The 16601-nt window shown below is 31.8% G+C and carries 14 protein-coding genes, 3 pseudogenes and 1 other annotated feature; of the genes and pseudogenes, 15 read left to right on the forward strand and 2 right to left on the reverse strand.

Annotated elements, in window-relative coordinates; all coding sequences use genetic code 11:
• The 5 genes and pseudogenes from Q428_RS14985 to Q428_RS11760 all read left to right on the forward strand — a co-directional run.
• On the forward strand, positions 1-1061 hold a 1061-nt coding region (locus Q428_RS14985), incomplete at its 5' end, for an RHS repeat domain-containing protein (RefSeq protein ID WP_242847835.1).
• Between the two features lie 2 nt (positions 1062-1063).
• Complete coding sequence (locus tag Q428_RS11745) at positions 1064-1624, forward strand: hypothetical protein (protein ID WP_035381193.1); 561 nt, start codon at positions 1064-1066, stop codon at positions 1622-1624.
• Positions 1625-2401: 777 nt separating this feature from the next.
• Complete coding sequence (locus Q428_RS11750) at positions 2402-2695, forward strand: DUF4368 domain-containing protein (RefSeq protein WP_035381195.1); 294 nt, start codon at positions 2402-2404, stop codon at positions 2693-2695.
• A gap of 66 nt (positions 2696-2761) precedes the next feature.
• Positions 2762-3343 (forward strand): annotated as a pseudogene (locus Q428_RS16090) (RHS repeat-associated core domain-containing protein); the annotation flags it as partial.
• A 62-nt stretch (positions 3344-3405) separates the two neighbouring features.
• On the forward strand, positions 3406-3900 hold the full coding sequence (locus tag Q428_RS11760; RefSeq protein ID WP_035381199.1) for a hypothetical protein: 495 nt from the start codon (positions 3406-3408) through the stop codon (positions 3898-3900).
• 849 nt (positions 3901-4749) lie between these two features.
• Here the strand turns inward: Q428_RS11760 and Q428_RS11765 are convergent.
• A complete protein-coding gene (locus tag Q428_RS11765) occupies positions 4750-5145 on the reverse strand; it encodes a nucleoside triphosphate pyrophosphohydrolase family protein (protein ID WP_035381201.1) in 396 nt (131 codons plus the stop codon).
• Between the two features lie 323 nt (positions 5146-5468).
• Between Q428_RS11765 and Q428_RS11770 the strand changes: the two genes are divergently transcribed.
• The 7 genes and pseudogenes from Q428_RS11770 to Q428_RS11800 all read left to right on the forward strand — a co-directional run bounded on the left by Q428_RS11770 (position 5469) and on the right by Q428_RS11800 (position 12269).
• On the forward strand, positions 5469-5960 hold the full coding sequence (locus Q428_RS11770) for a CarD family transcriptional regulator (protein ID WP_035381202.1): 492 nt from the start codon (positions 5469-5471) through the stop codon (positions 5958-5960).
• 158 nt (positions 5961-6118) lie between these two features.
• Positions 6119-7252, forward strand: coding sequence for a PIN/TRAM domain-containing protein (locus Q428_RS11775; protein WP_035381203.1), 1134 nt, complete (start codon positions 6119-6121; stop codon positions 7250-7252).
• A 54-nt stretch (positions 7253-7306) separates the two neighbouring features.
• Positions 7307-7993 (forward strand): 2-C-methyl-D-erythritol 4-phosphate cytidylyltransferase, encoded by a 687-nt coding sequence (gene ispD, locus Q428_RS11780; protein WP_035381205.1) that lies wholly within the window; start codon positions 7307-7309, stop codon positions 7991-7993.
• Positions 7994-8074: 81 nt separating this feature from the next.
• Entirely contained in the window at positions 8075-8545 is a 471-nt protein-coding gene (ispF, locus tag Q428_RS11785) for a 2-C-methyl-D-erythritol 2,4-cyclodiphosphate synthase (RefSeq protein ID WP_035381208.1), read from the forward strand.
• 17 nt (positions 8546-8562) lie between these two features.
• Positions 8563-9281, forward strand: a pseudogene (locus Q428_RS11790) (ABC transporter ATP-binding protein).
• Positions 9281-10465: an ABC transporter permease gene (locus tag Q428_RS11795; RefSeq protein ID WP_242847837.1), complete on the forward strand. Its 1185-nt coding sequence runs from the start codon at positions 9281-9283 to the stop codon at positions 10463-10465. Before Q428_RS11790 ends, Q428_RS11795 begins: the two are co-directional and overlap by 1 nt.
• A 112-nt stretch (positions 10466-10577) precedes the next feature.
• On the forward strand, positions 10578-12269 hold the full coding sequence (locus Q428_RS11800) for a proline--tRNA ligase (protein WP_035381209.1): 1692 nt from the start codon (positions 10578-10580) through the stop codon (positions 12267-12269).
• Between the two features lie 138 nt (positions 12270-12407).
• Here the strand turns inward: Q428_RS11800 and Q428_RS11805 are convergent, their stop codons facing one another.
• Positions 12408-12824 (reverse strand): hypothetical protein, encoded by a 417-nt coding sequence (locus tag Q428_RS11805; protein ID WP_035381210.1) that lies wholly within the window; start codon positions 12822-12824, stop codon positions 12408-12410.
• 368 nt (positions 12825-13192) lie between these two features.
• On the opposite strand from Q428_RS11805, the pseudogene ilvA reads away from it, so the two are divergent.
• The 3 genes and pseudogenes from ilvA to Q428_RS11820 all read left to right on the forward strand — a co-directional run.
• Positions 13193-14152, forward strand: a pseudogene (gene ilvA / locus Q428_RS11810) (threonine ammonia-lyase); the annotation flags it as partial.
• 148 nt (positions 14153-14300) lie between these two features.
• Positions 14301-14525, forward strand: a binding site (T-box leader).
• A 76-nt stretch (positions 14526-14601) separates the two neighbouring features.
• The gene (gene cysS / locus Q428_RS11815) at positions 14602-15999 is read left to right on the forward strand and encodes a cysteine--tRNA ligase (protein WP_035381217.1); all 1398 of its coding nucleotides are present in this window, start codon (positions 14602-14604) and stop codon (positions 15997-15999) included.
• Between the two features lie 163 nt (positions 16000-16162).
• The gene (locus Q428_RS11820) at positions 16163-16585 is read left to right on the forward strand and encodes a Mini-ribonuclease 3 (RefSeq protein WP_035381213.1); all 423 of its coding nucleotides are present in this window, start codon (positions 16163-16165) and stop codon (positions 16583-16585) included.
• The last annotated feature ends 16 nt before the right edge of the window (positions 16586-16601 follow it).

A 16601-nucleotide genomic window follows, 5' to 3' on the forward strand; every position in this document is an offset into this window, starting at 1 on the left:
CCTGGGAAATGGGACGCCAATTAGCTGGCATCTCAGGAAACGGAATAAATGCCTCCTTCAAATATAATTCTGAAGGAATTAGGACAGAAAAAACAGTAGGAACAGTAACAACAAAATATCATCTTGTTGGGGATAAGGTAACATTTGAATCAAATGGAACCGATACAATTTACTACTCCTACGACAGCAGCGACAATCTAATATCCATGAAGCTAAACGGAGTAGAGTACTATTATATAAGGAATGCTCAGGGTGATATAATAGGATTATTAGATGGTACAGGAACCCAGGTGGTTTCATATACCTACGATTCATGGGGGAAACTTATATCAATAGAAGGAAGCCTAAAGGATAGTGTAGGGGTAAAGAACCCTTATCGATATAGAGGGTATAGGTATGATGAGGAGACGCAGTTGTATTATCTTCAAAGTAGGTATTATAACCCTGAGTTTTGTCGCATGTTAAATGCGGATGATACAGATATTTTGACTCAACAACATGAACTATTAGGGAAGAATTTATTTGCATATTGTACTAACGACCCTATAAATCATTCTGATGATGATGGTTTTTGGAAATTACCAAACTGGGCAAAGGTTACAATTGGAGTAGTAGCAATTGGTGTTGCGGTAGCAGCAGCTGTTGCCACTGGTGGAGCCGCTGTACCAGCATTAGCTACCGCAGCAAAGCTTGCAGCCAGTTCTGCTATCCTTAGTGGTGGTATAGGAGCTGTTTCAGGATATGTTAGTGGTGGTAGGAAAGGTGCGTTAAGAGGTGCTATAGATGGAGCTGCTGATGGATTTATGTGGGGTGGAGCTGGAGCCCTAGCCTCAAAAGGTGGATACGGATGGAAATTAGGTAAAAATCTTCAGGTGTTATATAGACAGCCTAGTAATAAAGGTGGAGCATTATTTGCTTTGAAAAAACCGAAAGTTAGAGTAGAAATGGATATGCTTCATGGTTTTCATGCCCATTGGGGTAAAGGAAAAGCTCAACAGAAACTCCATAAAAGTATAAATCCATTTAGGTGGGGAACTCCAAAAAAAGGATTTTGGAGGTAGTGATGAAAGTATTAAAAAAAGATATTAAAAAAGGTATCAATATATTAACAATAGGATATTTTGATATAGATAATTATTGTGATGCAGATAAATTAAAAACAATAATAAAAAAACTTACACAAGAAAATCAGTATTATTTTGAATGTTATGGAGAAAGTTTCTTTTTGGAGGAAGAAGAAATTCTAAAGTATAGAACTGAGATACCTAAATATATCAAGGAAAATGGAATATATAAACTGAAAAGGAAGTGTGGTGAAGAACATGAGGAAAGCATAGGCGGTTTAAAAATAACAGAAGAAATTTATGATCAGATAATTATGATGTGGGATTATTTTGAGGTGATAGAGTTTTTTAATCCGACTAGTACACTAAACTGGGAAAAATTCGAAGAAACTTATTATAAAATAAGACCTGTAGAATATGGAATAGGTTTAGTTAAAAAGAACTATGCCAATGCTGTATTTACAAAAGGACATGATGGAGACAACTTAATATTTGTATATGGACCAGATTATGATGAAAGTTTAGTTACACAAGTTATACAGATTATAGAGAATTTTTAGAAACAATATAAGTCAATCACCTTATTTACCGCCTTTGCAAAAGCAAGGGCGGTTTTTCAAAATAAAAGGGTTTGGGATTACCCAATTTCATCTATTTGGCTATACAAATAGGAAGCTTGCCGTAGAATAAAATCTACGTACTCGCCAAATGCTTTAAAACTTGGCAAGACAAATATTTTATGATTTGTCTTAAGCTAAATCTAAAGTTTTTAAGGAGATTATTTAACAATTTTTAAAAGTTGTCACTTTTTATGACTTCTACTGACCACATCAATGGGGACATTTAAGAATAGTTTAGTGGAATGAGGGTAAATACAAGGGACTAGGTATTAGTATCAGGATATCAGGGACAGTCAAGAATAGTTTGGAAGGAAGGGGATATTAGTTATAATATCCTCTTTCAACTTTATAGTACAGGGGATAGTAGTTTGGGGTAATGAAAGAAATGTGAAAATGAAGAGAATTATTCTTAAATAAAACCATAAAACCATACAGGGATAGTAAAGAATAGTTAGGAAGAAAGAGGATATAAATTTACAAAGCCTCTTTTTATTTTATAATAGAGGGGATAGTAGTATCAGATAATGAAGCAAATGTCTAGTATAAACAGAAAAATTATTAAATGTCCCCATTTTCCTAAGATTAACAGAATCTAGTGATAAGAAAAAGCTTAAAGAATTAGAACAAACAAAGAAGGAACTTGCCAAAACAAAGCAAAGGTTAAATGACCTTGAGTTATTACTTCAAAGGCTTTTTGAGTAGAATGTTTCTGGTAAAATGAGTGATTATAATTACTCTGTAATGTTTAAGAAATACCAAGAGGAACAGGAAACTCAAAGACTTAAGGAAAAAGAGCTTAAAAAGCGTATAGAAGCAAATAGCCAAAGCTTTGATAATGCAGCTAAATGGATAGAGCTAATCAAGCAATATGGCAATATACAGCAGCTAGATGTCACTATTGTAAATGAGCTAATTGAAAAAATATTAATCCATGAAGCTAAAAAAGAGAATGGCAAGAGAACACAGAAAATTGAAATTTACTACAGATTTATTGGAAAGGCAAGTGATTAAGCTTGTAGTTCAATAAAATCCGTATTTAAATATATGCGACAAGTTACATCGTAGTATAACCCTGAGTGGGGACGTTTTATTAATGCTGATGCAATAGCAGGACAACAAGGAGAATTATTGTCACATAATATGTTCGCATATTGTTTAAATAATCAGGTAAATATGGAAGACCCAAATGGATTCGTAGCTAAAAAGGTTTTTGTTCCATACGTAGGTAATGTTGATATATCACAAGTAATGCAAGGGAAATCACTAGTCTTAAATATTTCAGCATTTAAATATAGTACTCCTTGGGGATATTGTTGGTGTGAGCAAATTGTTATTGAAAAAGTGGATATGTTAATTGGGAACAAAGAATTTGGATTCCAAAAATGCTATCAGATAAGGGCTTATTATATCGGAGATTATAAATGGAAAAATAAGGTGAATGATTATATAGGAAAGGTAGGATTTACAACGTCGGTAGTTGGATACACTAAGACAGGTCAGAAAATACTAGGTAAAATTTCAGGTAAATTAGGTGAAAAAGTATTTGAAAGAATGGGTTTGGCTACATTTGTTATTAGTAAATTATATTCAGGTTATATAGGTCGATATGAAGATGGCAAGATGCCAGATTACAAAATTTTATATAGTAGTTTTGAATAAAATATCATAATCAATTATTAATATAATGTGTTTAAAATAATAAGTATTACGGTGAGGCAATAATGAACAAGAATTTAATAAGTAATGCAAATAAGAGAATCTTTGAAATCTTTAATGAAGACTTGATTTTTGTTATTGCAATAGTTTTTCTAGGTATAGATTCGTTAATACAACAACTATATTTTGGAGTAGTAAAGTCTACGGGTGTATGTCTAATATTCTTCTCTATTGCATTAATAATTAAAATTCAAAAGAAAAACAGTAGAACAATCAAAAAAATTAAAGTAATTGCTATTCTTTTAACATTTATAATACCTGTAATGGTATTATATTGGATTCCAAATTATACAATTAAAGAAGCTGTTAAAATAGTTGAAAAAGATGCAAAACAGAATTATGGAATAGAAGCCAAGTCTATAGAGTATTTTAGAATACCGAATACAAATGAAGGTAATTTTTTAGTTAATCAGAACTATAAAATATATCTAAAGGCAGAAAAAACAGTTATAAAATATACTTTTAATCCGTTAACTGGAAAATATATGAGGATAAATTAAAATATAATACAGCATTTTACAAAGATGGTCAACAACAGTATAGGGACAGTAAAGAATAGTTAAGAAGAAATAGGATATAAATTTACAAAGCCTCTTTTTATTTTATAATAGAGGGGATAGTAGTATCAGATAATGAAGTAAATGTCTAGTATAAACAGAAAAATTATTAAATGTCCCCATTTTCCCATATTCAAGAAAGATTTTAGTAATTGGACTTGAAGGTGATTTGTTCTCAATTGGTGGGGGATTAGAGGTTGATAATACTGTATTTATGGGGACGGTCAACAATAGTTTGGAAGGAAGGGGATATTAGTTATAATATCCTCCTTCAACTTTATAGTACAGGGGATAGTAGTTTGTGGTAATGAAAAAATTGCAGAAAATGAAGAGAATTATTCTTAAATGTAACAAATTAGCTAAATAATGGAGTGGAGATCACTTATATATTTGATACCATTGAAAGAGTTGAAAGTTCAGTAATATCAATGGGATGTACAAGCTTTACAACAAACAAGGGATAGTTCAAGAATTAGACCAGTGGATAAGAAGATTAAGGATGTCTGAATGTAGATTATGAAAGAATCAATACAAGGATAAGGAATCTAATAAAATCAGGGATAAAACCATATTTTTCAAAAATATATGCCAATACCCAAAAGGGTATTGGCATATATCAAATAGTTACATTCTATCAACAACTCTAACTAACAAATATTTCAATTAATTAGGTTATAAAAGCCTAATTTTACAGTATTCAAAGATGCATTGAACTAACGAACCGCCGTATACCAGACCGGTGCGTACGGTGGTGTGACAGGAGGAAAATAAAATAATTATTCAGCTCCTACTCTATAGCAAACTAAATTTTCCCAAAGTACGAATTTTATCATATTCTTTTATTAACACATCAAATAAATTTAAATCTAAGGCATCACATAGTGAGGCGAGGTAGTAGAGATTCGTTCCTATCTCTTCTTCAAGTACTTCACGACAGTTATCACATAGGGTACCTTCTATTTGATATTTTAACAAGTCTGAAACTTCATCAAGGGAAACGCCATCAGGTATCTCTTGTTTATGGGCTTCAATGCTTATACAGCCGCAGTTAGTTACAGATTTAGCAACAGCACGATTTATTCTGGAACTGGATTCTGATAGCTTTGTTATTATATCAACAATGCTTTTGTGTCTTAGTAAGGATTCTGAAACTGCATTCTGAAAATCATCTACAATAATATCTTTCATATACTTTCACCCCTTTTACATATTTTACAGTTTAATTTTGAAGAACGATTAACTAATCAAGGGTATATGTATTTTTATGTAGACAGCATAAATAATGCGGTAAAGAAAATAGAAATAATGTTTATATGAATATTATAAATATTCCAACAAGATTATGTCAAATATATTAAAGGTTAAAAAAGGTTATGTAAACATATTTAGAACTAAATTAATATAATAGTATTAACAGGGTCACTCAATCAAAGAAAGGAACATAAATAGTATTCAATGCTATGTTTTTTGTAAATTCCATAATTGTTAATTAATGTTAAGGGGTGACCTGTATGTTTATAATTGGTGATGTAGTGTATTATCCTAGCTTTGGAGCAGGTTATATATCAAACATTGAAGAAAAACTTTTAGGAAATGAAAAAAAGAAATTTTATGTTATAAATTTCATTTTAAATCAAATTATAATGACAATACCAATAGACTCTCCCAAAACACAACGATTAAGGAGTGCAATTTCAATTGAAAAATCCAAAGAAATATTCGATATATTAAAAAGTAAGGGCCATAGTCTTTCTTTAAAGTGGTTAGACAGATATAAATATTACACAAAATGTATAAATGATGGTAATATTTATGAAATGGCAGAGGCTTTGGTTAATATTGCTTTTTTCTCTACTGAAAAGAAACTGTCAAAAAGTGAAATAAAGTTTTTTAATGATATTTTGTATCTGGTATCAGGTGAGCTTGCATTAGTACTAGGGTGGGATTTGGAATTAATGAAAAACTATATAAAGGAATTGACAAATACTAATAATATTTGTTAATAAAAAAATAATATTATGTTAAAGTGCCTTTTGTTGATTTTTTAGAGTTATTAATGTATATTAATATTAAAATAATTATCTTTGGAAATTTTTGATATATAACTTGTTTATATATATTATAAAATATTGGTTAATAATATTAAGCAGGAGGTGTATAAATGATTAATAAGGTGTTCAGATGGTTGTTGACAGTGGTTGGTTTGGTAGTTGGTTTCTTTATAACGTCATTTTTAGAAACAACTAAATTGCTCCATGGCATTGTTAATATCACATCAAATTCAATATCAAAGATTGCATTCATAGTGGTAGGAACATTATTATTTGGACTTATAGTTTATTTAATTGCACCATATATAATTAAATCAGTGTGGAGAATTACTGAGTTTCTTGAAAGTGGAATTCAGAAAATGCCTACAAACGACATTATAATCGGTGCATTAGGGCTTATTACAGGACTTATAATTGCGGGACTTTTAAAAAGTTCATTTTCAGATTTCTTTTCTGGTAACACCATTTTATCCATTATAGGTGGTACAATCTCTATTATACTATATATAATTTTTGGGACTCTTGGTGTTGATATCACAATTAAGAAAAAAGAAGATTTGAATAACCTTTTCGCCTTTACAAAGAGGTTTGGAAAGGATAAAAAGTCAAAGAATGAAAGCAGAGGTTCAGCATCTCAGCCTAAGGTCCTTGATACAAGTGTTATAATAGATGGAAGGATATTTGATATATTGAAAACAGGTTTTGTAGAAGGTCCAATAGTGATACCTTCCTTTGTTCTTGAGGAATTAAGACATATAGCAGATTCTTCAGATTCATTAAAAAGAACTAGGGGTAGGAGAGGTTTGGATATTTTAAACCAGATTCAAAAGGAGCTTCCTATATCTGTAGAAATATCAGAGAGGGATTTTCCAAACATTCAGGAGGTTGACAGTAAGCTGCTTAAATTAGCTCAAACCCTTGGTGGAAGCATTATTACAAATGATTTTAACTTAAATAAAGTAGCAGAGTTCCAAGGGGTAGTTGTGCTTAACATTAATGAACTTGCAAATGCAATAAAGCCTGTTGTAATTCCAGGAGAAGAGATGCATATTCAGATAGTAAAAGACGGAAAAGAATCAGGTCAGGGAGTTGCATATCTAGACGATGGAACTATGATAGTAGTTGAAGGCGGGAAAAAATATGTTGGTGAGGACGTTGATGTTATCGTAACCAGTGTTCTGCAGACTGCCGCTGGAAGAATGATTTTTGGTAAAATAAAAAATTCACAGGATAAAGCTGTTTAGGGGAAATCTTTTCAGATTTCCTCTTTTTATAGCATAACAAGGGAGGAATTAGCTTTGATTTCGGCTGTTATAGTTGCAGGTGGCAAAGGAAAAAGAATGGGAAATGATATAAATAAGCAATATATAAAAATAGGTGGCAAGGAAATCCTGGCAAGAACCATAGAAACTTTCAATGCAATTGAAGATATAGATGAAATAATTGTTGTATCACCAGAGGAGGAAATTCAATATTGCTTAGATAATATAATAAATTGCTATGGTTTTAAAAAGGTAAAAAAGGTGGTTAAAGGTGGTAAGGAAAGGCAAAATTCTGTATATAATGGTTTGAAATCCTGCTCAGATAACACAGACATAGTTATCATTCATGATGGAGCAAGACCCTTTGTATCAAAGGAAATAATATTAAGAAGCATAAATGAAGCCAGAGAAAATGGGGCTTGTGCCGTAGCTGTACCAATGAAGGATACAGTAAAAATTGTTGATGAGAAACAGTTTGTTATCGACACTCCTGATAGGAGCAGACTTTACGCTGTCCAAACTCCACAGACTTTCAAATATGAGATAATTGTATCAGCCCATAATAAAGCACTAAATGAAAGGATAGAAGCAACTGATGATACTAAGCTAATAGAATGCATTGGTGGAAAGGTAAAGATAATTGAAGGGAGTTATCTAAATATTAAAATAACAACACCTGAGGATTTAATTTTTGCAGAAGCTATAATAAAAAACATGAAATAGATTGATATCTGGATTTTTATAAATAATATTGAAAATAATGGGACATTAATATAATATATATTTGTGCAGGGAGGTTAACAAATGAGAATAGGCCATGGTTATGATGTTCATAGATTAGTAGAGGGCAGGAAACTTATAGTAGGTGGTGTGGAAATTCCGTATGAAAAGGGGCTTTTAGGGCATTCAGATGCCGATGTTTTAGTCCATGCAGTAATGGATGGTATTTTAGGAGCTGCTGCCCTTGGAGATATAGGGAAACATTTTCCAGACACAGATGAAAGATTTAAAGATGCAAATAGTATAGAGCTTTTAAAGTATGTTTGTATTCTATTAAAGGAGAAAGGTTATAAAATCAGTAATATCGATGCAACGATAATTGCACAGAGACCTAAAATGGCACCATACATAGAAAAAATGAAAAATAACATTTCCAAGGCATTAGAAATGGAACAGGACTGTATTAATATAAAGGCAACAACTGAAGAAGGGTTAGGATTTACAGGAAATGGGGAAGGAATTGCAGCTCATTCTGTATGTATTATATATAAATAAACACAGGGGGGATATAATTGATAGAAGTTAAGGGACTAAGTAAGCAATTTAAGGAAGTCAAGGCAGTAGACGATGTTAATTTTACTGTTAAGGAAGGAGAAATTCTTGGGCTTTTAGGTGAAAATGGTGCAGGAAAGACGACAACATTAAGAATGATTGCCACTATGCTGAAACCCTCGGCAGGGACGGCTAATATCAATGGTTTCGATTTATTAAAACAACCCGATATGGTTCGAAAAGAAATAGGTATACTTTTTGGCGGAGAGGTAGGGCTATATGACAGGCTGACAGCAAGGGAAAACATAAAATATTTTGCTGATTTAAATAATATGGATGGTAAGGAAGCAGACAAAAATATTGAAAAGCTTGTAGAGATGCTGGATATGAGAGAATTTATTGATAGAAGGGTAGAAAATTTTCCAGGGGCATGAAACAAAAGGTGGCATTAGCAAGATCCATAGTACATAACCCTAAGGTAATGCTATTTGATGAACCTACCATCGGTCTTGATGTTACTTCTTCAAAAATTGTTCAGGATTTTATATTAAGTTGCAAAAAAGAGAACAAGGCAATAATTTTTTCAAGCCATAGCATGCAGGAAGTTGAAAAGCTTTGTGATAGGATAATAGTAATTCACAAGGGAAGGATTATCGAAAATGGTTCAATTGATGAATTAAAATCCAAATATAATGAAAGTCTAGAACAAGTATTTATTAGATTGGTAGGTGAAAAATAGTGGATTTGAGGGGGACGGCTATTGTTTTCAAAAAGGAAATAAGGGATTTATTTAGAGATAAAAAGACATTAATAACGAGCATTATTATACCATTAGTAATCTTTCCAATAATGTTTGGATTAATGGGTAGAGGAATTGATAGTAGTACTAAGAAAGTAACGGAAAATCTAAAAATATCAGTTAGGGATGAAGGAAAAAGCTCCTTTTATGAATTTATTAAGACAGTACCAAATATAAACATAATGGATTCAGAGGATTTAAAAAAGGATGTTCAAGATGGGAAAATTTATCTTGGAGTGATTATACCTGCTGATTTTGATAAGGTTATAGCAGATGGAAAGTCTGCTGATTTAAGAATTATTTATGACGATGCAAGTCAGAGTTCTTCAATGGCTCAGGAAATGATACAATCAATTGTTGATGAGTATTCTAAGGAAATAGTAAAAAGCAGATTAGCTTCAAGGGGAATGGATGTTTCAATATTAGAACCAGTAAAAGTAACTGAAGAAATAGTTGCAAAGGAAAAAACGAGTTTTGCCAAAATCATGCTTTCTATGATGCTTCCACTGCTTTTAATAATATATGCAACATCAACACCAATAGCTGCAGCTGTAGATCTAGGAGCAGGTGAAAAGGAAAGGGGAACCTTAGAACCGCTGTTGACAACACAAACAAGCAGGATGAACCTCTTATTTGGTAAATTCTTTGCAATAACGTTAATGGGTATAATTGGCATTGTTTCCTCCTTAGCAGGTCTTGGAGTTTCAATGAAACTTACACCTGGTTTATTTGGGGGTGAAGGAGGGCTGACAATTAAGTTTGGTGCACTTTTACTGATTGGGTTAGTTACAATACTTTTAACTATGGTATTTGCATCCCTTGAACTGGCTATAAGTATATATGCCAGATCATTTAAAGAAGCTCAGACATATCTATCTCCTCTTACTATTATAGGAATGGCTGCAGCATACGGTACTTATATGTTAGATGTAAAGAATGCAGGTTTAATGATGTTTAATATACCAATAGTTAATATATCCCTTATAATAAAAGAGTTAATTAATGGAATTCAAAATCCAACGCATTTAGGAATTACTTTTATTTGGTCAATTGTTTATGTTGCTTTATCAATAATGTTTGCCAGATATATGTTTACAAGGGAAGAGGTAATATTTAGAACATAGTCTGCATAAATACACAATAAAATGTAAATAATTGAAGATGAATGTTTACTATATATGAAAATTCTCCCTCACCTATTTAAAGGTGAGGGATTTTGCTAAAGGGAGGAATTTTATGAGATTTTCAGCTTTTTTTATCCCCACTTTGCGAGAGATGTCATCAGAAACAGATGTGATAAGTCAGCAACTTTTGTTGAGAGGAGGCTTTATAAGGAAAGTTACCACTGGGGTATATAACTATCTACCACTAGGTCTTAGGGTGCTGAGGAATATAGAAAAAATCATTAGAGAAGAGTTGAACTTACAAAACTGTCAAGAGGTACTTTTTTCAACACTTCAACCATCAGAGCTTTACCAACAATCAAATTATTTGAATTGCTTAGAGGAAGAGTTATTTAAGTTTAAAGACAAAAATGACAGGGAATGTTGTTTGCCTTTAGTGCAGGAAGAGATGTTTGTTAATTTGATAAAAGGGGAAGTAAAATCCTATAAAAATCTGCCATTAGTTTTGTATCAAATAAATAGACAATTTAGAGATGAAACAAAGTCAAAATTTGGTATAATAAACAGCAGAGAAATTATGGCTGTAAAGGCATGCAGCTTTGATGCTACTCTAGAGGGGATGGAAAAGTCTTTTGAAAAAATGAAAAGTGTATACGATAAAATTTTTAACAGGTGTGGACTAAAATATAATGTAATAACTGGAAGCTTAAATACAAATGAGTACATAACGCTTTTAGAAAATGGTGATGATAAATTCGTATATTGTGAAAATTGTAATTATATGTCCAGTCTTAAGAATGCAAAGATTAGGGAGCAAAAACATGTTAATTCTGAAGATATAAAGGATTTATACAAAGTAGAAACCATTGGAATTAAAACAATAGAGGATCTTTCTAAGTTTTTAGGGGTTTCTAAAGATAAACTTGCAAAAACAATGATTTACAAAATTGATAAGAATGTTGTTGCTGTAATGGTCAGGGGGGACAGGGAAGTAAATAATACAAAGATAATGGATTATCTGAATTGTACATTTATTGAAATGGCAGATGAAGAAACAGTTGAAAGGGTAACTGGGTCAGAAACAGGATTTGCAGGTCCCATAGGGTTAATGGTGGATAAACTTTTAGTTGATTACGAGGTAGCAGAGCTAAACAATATGATTGTTGGTGCAAATCAAAAGGATTTTCATTTGGTTAATGTAAACTATGGAAGAGATTTTATTGGTGAAATAGGTGATTTTAGAAATATTACAGAAGAAGATTCCTGTCCAATTTGCGGTGAAAAGATAACAATTACAAATGGCATAGTTATAGGGCAGATTCAAAAATCAGGTGACAAACATTCTCAAATTTTTAATGCAAAAATAGTAGTGGAAGAAGGATTTGAAAAGCCTTTATTAATGGGGGGATATGAAGCTAATATAAACAAAATTATATCAGCTGTTGTTGAGCAGAATCATGATGAAAAGGGAATAATTTGGCCACTAGAAATTGCTCCATTTCAGGTTATTATTATACCAGCTGTAATGAAGGATGAACTTCAGGTTAAAGTTGCTGAAGAAATCTATGAAAAACTGAAATCTGAAAATGTTAGTGTTATTATTGATGATAGAGATGAAAGAATAGGTGTAAAGTTTAATGATGCAGATTTAATAGGTATACCTATAAGGGTTACTGTTGGCAAGAAAGCAAAGGATGGATTAATTGAACTAAAATTAAGAAATGAAAGTGAAGTTAAGGATGTAAGATTAGAGGATACAGTAAAAGAAATTAATAATATTATAAATTTACAGCATTATTTTTAATTTAAATTTACTAAATATATTAAAGCCCATGGATTTACTTTAGCTGGCAAGAAATAATGATAAAATTCCAGATTAAGTAATTATGGGCTTTTAAATATTTATTGAATTTTTATTAATTCAGTCTATATAGCAGTTAAACTATCCTATATCCTTTAACTCGTTTAGAATACTGTTGAGAGAAGTATTGATTGTTTCGGTTTTATCTTTTATGAGGTGAATGTTTTCGGTATATCCATTTTCAACTTTTAAACTAGATATATCTTCTTGGAATTTCAGAAAATTTTTGTATGAAGGAATAAATAAATTATTAATCAAGAATCGCTTAGATGATTGTGTAGGTGAATAATTATAGAATTGGCACTTTAAAAAACCACTGCTTTGGAGTAAATAGTCCATTGCTTCTTGATATGTATTAATGCAGGAGTTGTATTTTTCATAGGAATCAGGTTTTATTTTTATATATTTAAGCTGTCTTAGTACACATGTGCCCATTTTTTGTATGTTCTTTATTTTGAATAGAATTTTTATGATACTTACGTTTTTTTCATATTCCATTGGAAACATCTCCCCCTTAAGATAAGAATCTTTTATAAAATAATATGATTTAAATAACTTATTAATGATAATATAAATAAGCATTTTAAACGTATTATTATCAAATACAAATGTACGCAATAGAAAGACAATAACTTGAATATATTTTTCCGAAAATTAATAAATATTTAAAAATAAAAGAAAGTCGTACAAAATGGGTAGTAAATTAACAAGAATAGAATACAAAGCAAGTTCTCATTCAATATTGATAAAATTTGAACATATATAAATGATTTTGAACTTTTGAGTATTTGCAAAAAAATGTCGAAGTATGTTACTATATAGTACGTAGAGAAATACATTCACTAACGTATTAGGAGGAATAAATGATGCAAGTTACTTTCGATATGATTAAAGAAGCCAAGGAAAGACTTGAAGGCATTTCAAGAAAAACAGAATTATTCTATTCAAGAACTTTTAGTGAAATGAGCGGAATGAATGTATATTTAAAGACTGAAAATAGACAAAAGACAGGAGCATTCAAAGTAAGAGGTGCTTTTAATAAAATAGCTAATTTAACAGAAGAAGAAAAGAAGTGTGGAGTTATAGCTTCATCAGCAGGAAACCATGCTCAGGGGGTTGCTCTTGCAGCAAGAACTTATGGAATTAAAGCTACTATCTGTATGCCTGAAACTGCACCTGCAGCTAAAGTTTCAGCTACAAAGGGATATGGTGCTGAAGTAATTCAACATGGTATGGTTTATGATGATTGCTATGCAAAGGCTGTTGAAGTTCAAAAGGAAACTGGAGCTACATTTGTACATCCTTTTAATGATCCATACGTAATAGCTGGACAAGGTACAATAGGACTTGAAATTTTAGAAGAGCTTCCAAATGCAGATGCAATAGTTGTTCCAATAGGCGGTGGCGGAATCATTGCTGGTATAGCAATAGCTGCTAAGACAATAAATCCAAATATTAAGATAATAGGAACACAGGCTGAAATAATAGCATCAACTAAGGCTTCATTAGAAGCTGGACAACCTGTACTTGTTCCTGCTGCAAAATCACTTGCAGATGGTATATCAGTAAGAATACCAGGAGAATTAACTTTTGATATTATGAAGAATTATGTAGACGAGGTTGTTACTGTAACAGAAGAAGAAATAGAAGATGCAATATTCATGCTTGCTCAAAGATCAAAGCTAGTAGTTGAAGGAGCAGGAGCTACAACTATAGCTGCAATTATGACTAAGAAAATAAATATGCCTGGCAAGAATGTTGTAACTGTATTAACAGGTGGTAATATTGACGTTGCTGTTTTAGCTAACATTATTAACAAGGGACTTGCAAAGGCTGATGCTGCAAAATTAGAAGCATAATTTAATCCCCCTTTTGGGGGATTTTTTATTTAAAAAATAGATTTATTGAATTTCAATATATAAAAATCATTTGAAAAAGTTGTATATTATCTGTTATAATATATTAAAATATTATAGTAAGGCGTTGAAGGGAAGGAGTAGGAAATTGACTTATTCAAGAGAGAGGTTGTCGTTGGCTGAGAGCAACCTTAATAAGAGTTTTCGAAGAGTGCGTCCTGGAGCTTTCTTATCGAAATACAAGTAGATGAGAACGGGTAAAATCCGTTAAAATATATGAGAAAAACATAGGTCTTCTATGTTTAATTAGAGTGGAACCACGAACTGACCCTTCGTCTCTAAAAAAGGAGATGAAGGGTCTTTTTGTCTGGCTATGTTTAAATACTAAAAGTTGATAAGAAAGGAGTTTTACAATGGCAATTAAGCTTTATAACACCTTGACAAGAAAAAAAGAAGAATTTAAGCCTATTACACCTGGGGAAGTAAAAATGTATGTCTGTGGTCCGACTGTATACAACTTTTTTCATATAGGTAATGCAAGAACTTTTTTAGTTTTTGATACAATAAGAAGGTATTTTGAATACAGAGGCTATAAGGTTCAATTTATTCAAAATTTTACTGATATTGATGATAAACTCATAAAAAAAGCAAATGAAGAAGGAATAACAGTTCCTGAAGTTGCAGAAAGATATATAAAAGAATATTATACTGATGCTGATGCATTGAATTTAAAGAGGGCTACAGTTAATCCAAGGGCTACGGAGTATGTTGAGAAAATAATAGATTTTATCAAAGACCTTGAAGATAAGGGATATGCCTATGCAGTAAACGGTGATGTGTACTATAGAACGAAAAAATTCACTGAATACGGAAAATTGTCAAAGCAAAGCTTAGATGATTTAGAAGCAGGTGCTAGAATTGATGTTGATGAAAGAAAAGAAGACCCCATGGATTTTGTACTTTGGAAGGCGCAAAAACCAGGGGAGCCAGGATGGGAAAGCCCATGGGGAGTTGGAAGACCAGGATGGCATATAGAATGTTCAGTTATGGCATGCTCTTTATTAGGTGAAACAATAGATATACATGGTGGTGGTGCTGATCTTGTATTCCCACACCATGAAAATGAAATAGCTCAAAGTGAAGCTAGAAATGGTAAACCTTTTGCACATTACTGGATGCATTCAGCATACCTAAATGTTAACAACCAAAAGATGTCCAAATCATTAAACAACTTCTTTACAGCAAGGGAAATACTTGAGAAATATGATGCAGAAGTTGTAAGAATGTTTATGTTATCAGGACATTACAGAAATCCTATCAATTTCAGTTTGGATTTACTTGACCAGGCTAGCTCAGCTCTTGAAAGACTTTATAATGCAATGTCAAACCTTGAGCACATAATTGAATCTGGAAATGAGAGAGAATTAAATACTGAAGAGATAGAAATGAGTAACAAGCTAGATTCATATAAAGCTAAATATATTGAGGTAATGGATGATGATTTTAATACTGCAGATGCAATATCTGTAATATTTGATTTAGTAAGGGATATAAATACCAACATCAAAGAAGGTTCTCCTAAGACATTAGCTGTTAAAGCCTTGGCACTGATAAAAGAGTTAGGTGCACCACTTGGAATTTTACAAAAAGAATCAAGGGGAGCATTAGAGGAAGAAATTGAAAAATTAATTGAAGAAAGACAACAGGCAAGAAAAAATAAGAATTTTGCATTGGCAGATAAGATTAGAGATGATTTAAAGGAAAGAGGAATAGTTCTTGAAGATACTCCACAGGGAGTTAGATGGAAAAGGGTATAGTGTTTTTGATAATAAATGGATTGAGAAATTTAACTCAGTCCATTTATGCGTTATAGATGGAAAAATCATTGTATTATCTTTTGCAGATACAAATTTTAATGATATAATTAGATGTCTGATTGTATGTTGACCTTTAGAAACAAATTTAAAGGAAGAGTGGTTTATGGATTTGATGGATATATTCTCAAAATATGTAGATTTGACAGAAACAGATATTAGAATGCTAAACCCACTTGTCTGGGCTTATGTTGGTGATGCGGTTTATGAGGTCTTTGTGCGCAGCTATCTTATCAGCACAGAAAGGAAAAATTCACATGATCTTCATGTTAAATCTATAAAATATGTTAAGGCAAGGTCTCAATCGGAGTTTCTTGCTTTAATAGAGCCAGAACTTACAGAAGAGGAACAGAATATAGTACGCAGAGGAAGAAATACAAAAACCTATCATGTACCAAAGAATGCGGATGTAATTGATTATAGAAGGGCCACAGCCTTTGAAGCTTTAATTGGATATTTATATTTAATGAAAAGGTATGATAGAATTGATACAATAATGCAGTTAATTTTAAACAAAGCAGCCCAATAGGCTGCTTTCAGTTTTT

The organism is Fervidicella metallireducens AeB, from assembly GCF_000601455.1.
GTDB lineage: Bacteria > Bacillota > Clostridia > Clostridiales > Caloramatoraceae > Fervidicella > Fervidicella metallireducens.

Bases quoted from the DNA above. Each gene is read 5' to 3' on its own strand.
- Q428_RS11775 (WP_035381203.1), top strand. From the start codon at position 6,119: ATGATTAATAAGGTGTTCAGATGGTTGTTGACAGTGGTTGGTTTGGTA.
- Q428_RS11750 (WP_035381195.1), top strand. From the start codon at position 2,402: ATGAGTGATTATAATTACTCTGTAATGTTTAAGAAATACCAAGAGGAA.
- Q428_RS11765 (WP_035381201.1), bottom strand. From the start codon at position 5,145: ATGAAAGATATTATTGTAGATGATTTTCAGAATGCAGTTTCAGAATCC.
- ispF (WP_035381208.1), top strand. From the start codon at position 8,075: ATGAGAATAGGCCATGGTTATGATGTTCATAGATTAGTAGAGGGCAGG.
- Q428_RS11760 (WP_035381199.1), top strand. From the start codon at position 3,406: ATGAACAAGAATTTAATAAGTAATGCAAATAAGAGAATCTTTGAAATC.
- Q428_RS11800 (WP_035381209.1), top strand. From the start codon at position 10,578: ATGAGATTTTCAGCTTTTTTTATCCCCACTTTGCGAGAGATGTCATCA.
- Q428_RS11745 (WP_035381193.1), top strand. From the start codon at position 1,064: ATGAAAGTATTAAAAAAAGATATTAAAAAAGGTATCAATATATTAACA.
- Q428_RS11820 (WP_035381213.1), top strand. From the start codon at position 16,163: ATGGATTTGATGGATATATTCTCAAAATATGTAGATTTGACAGAAACA.
- Q428_RS11805 (WP_035381210.1), bottom strand. From the start codon at position 12,824: ATGGAATATGAAAAAAACGTAAGTATCATAAAAATTCTATTCAAAATA.
- Q428_RS11770 (WP_035381202.1), top strand. From the start codon at position 5,469: ATGTTTATAATTGGTGATGTAGTGTATTATCCTAGCTTTGGAGCAGGT.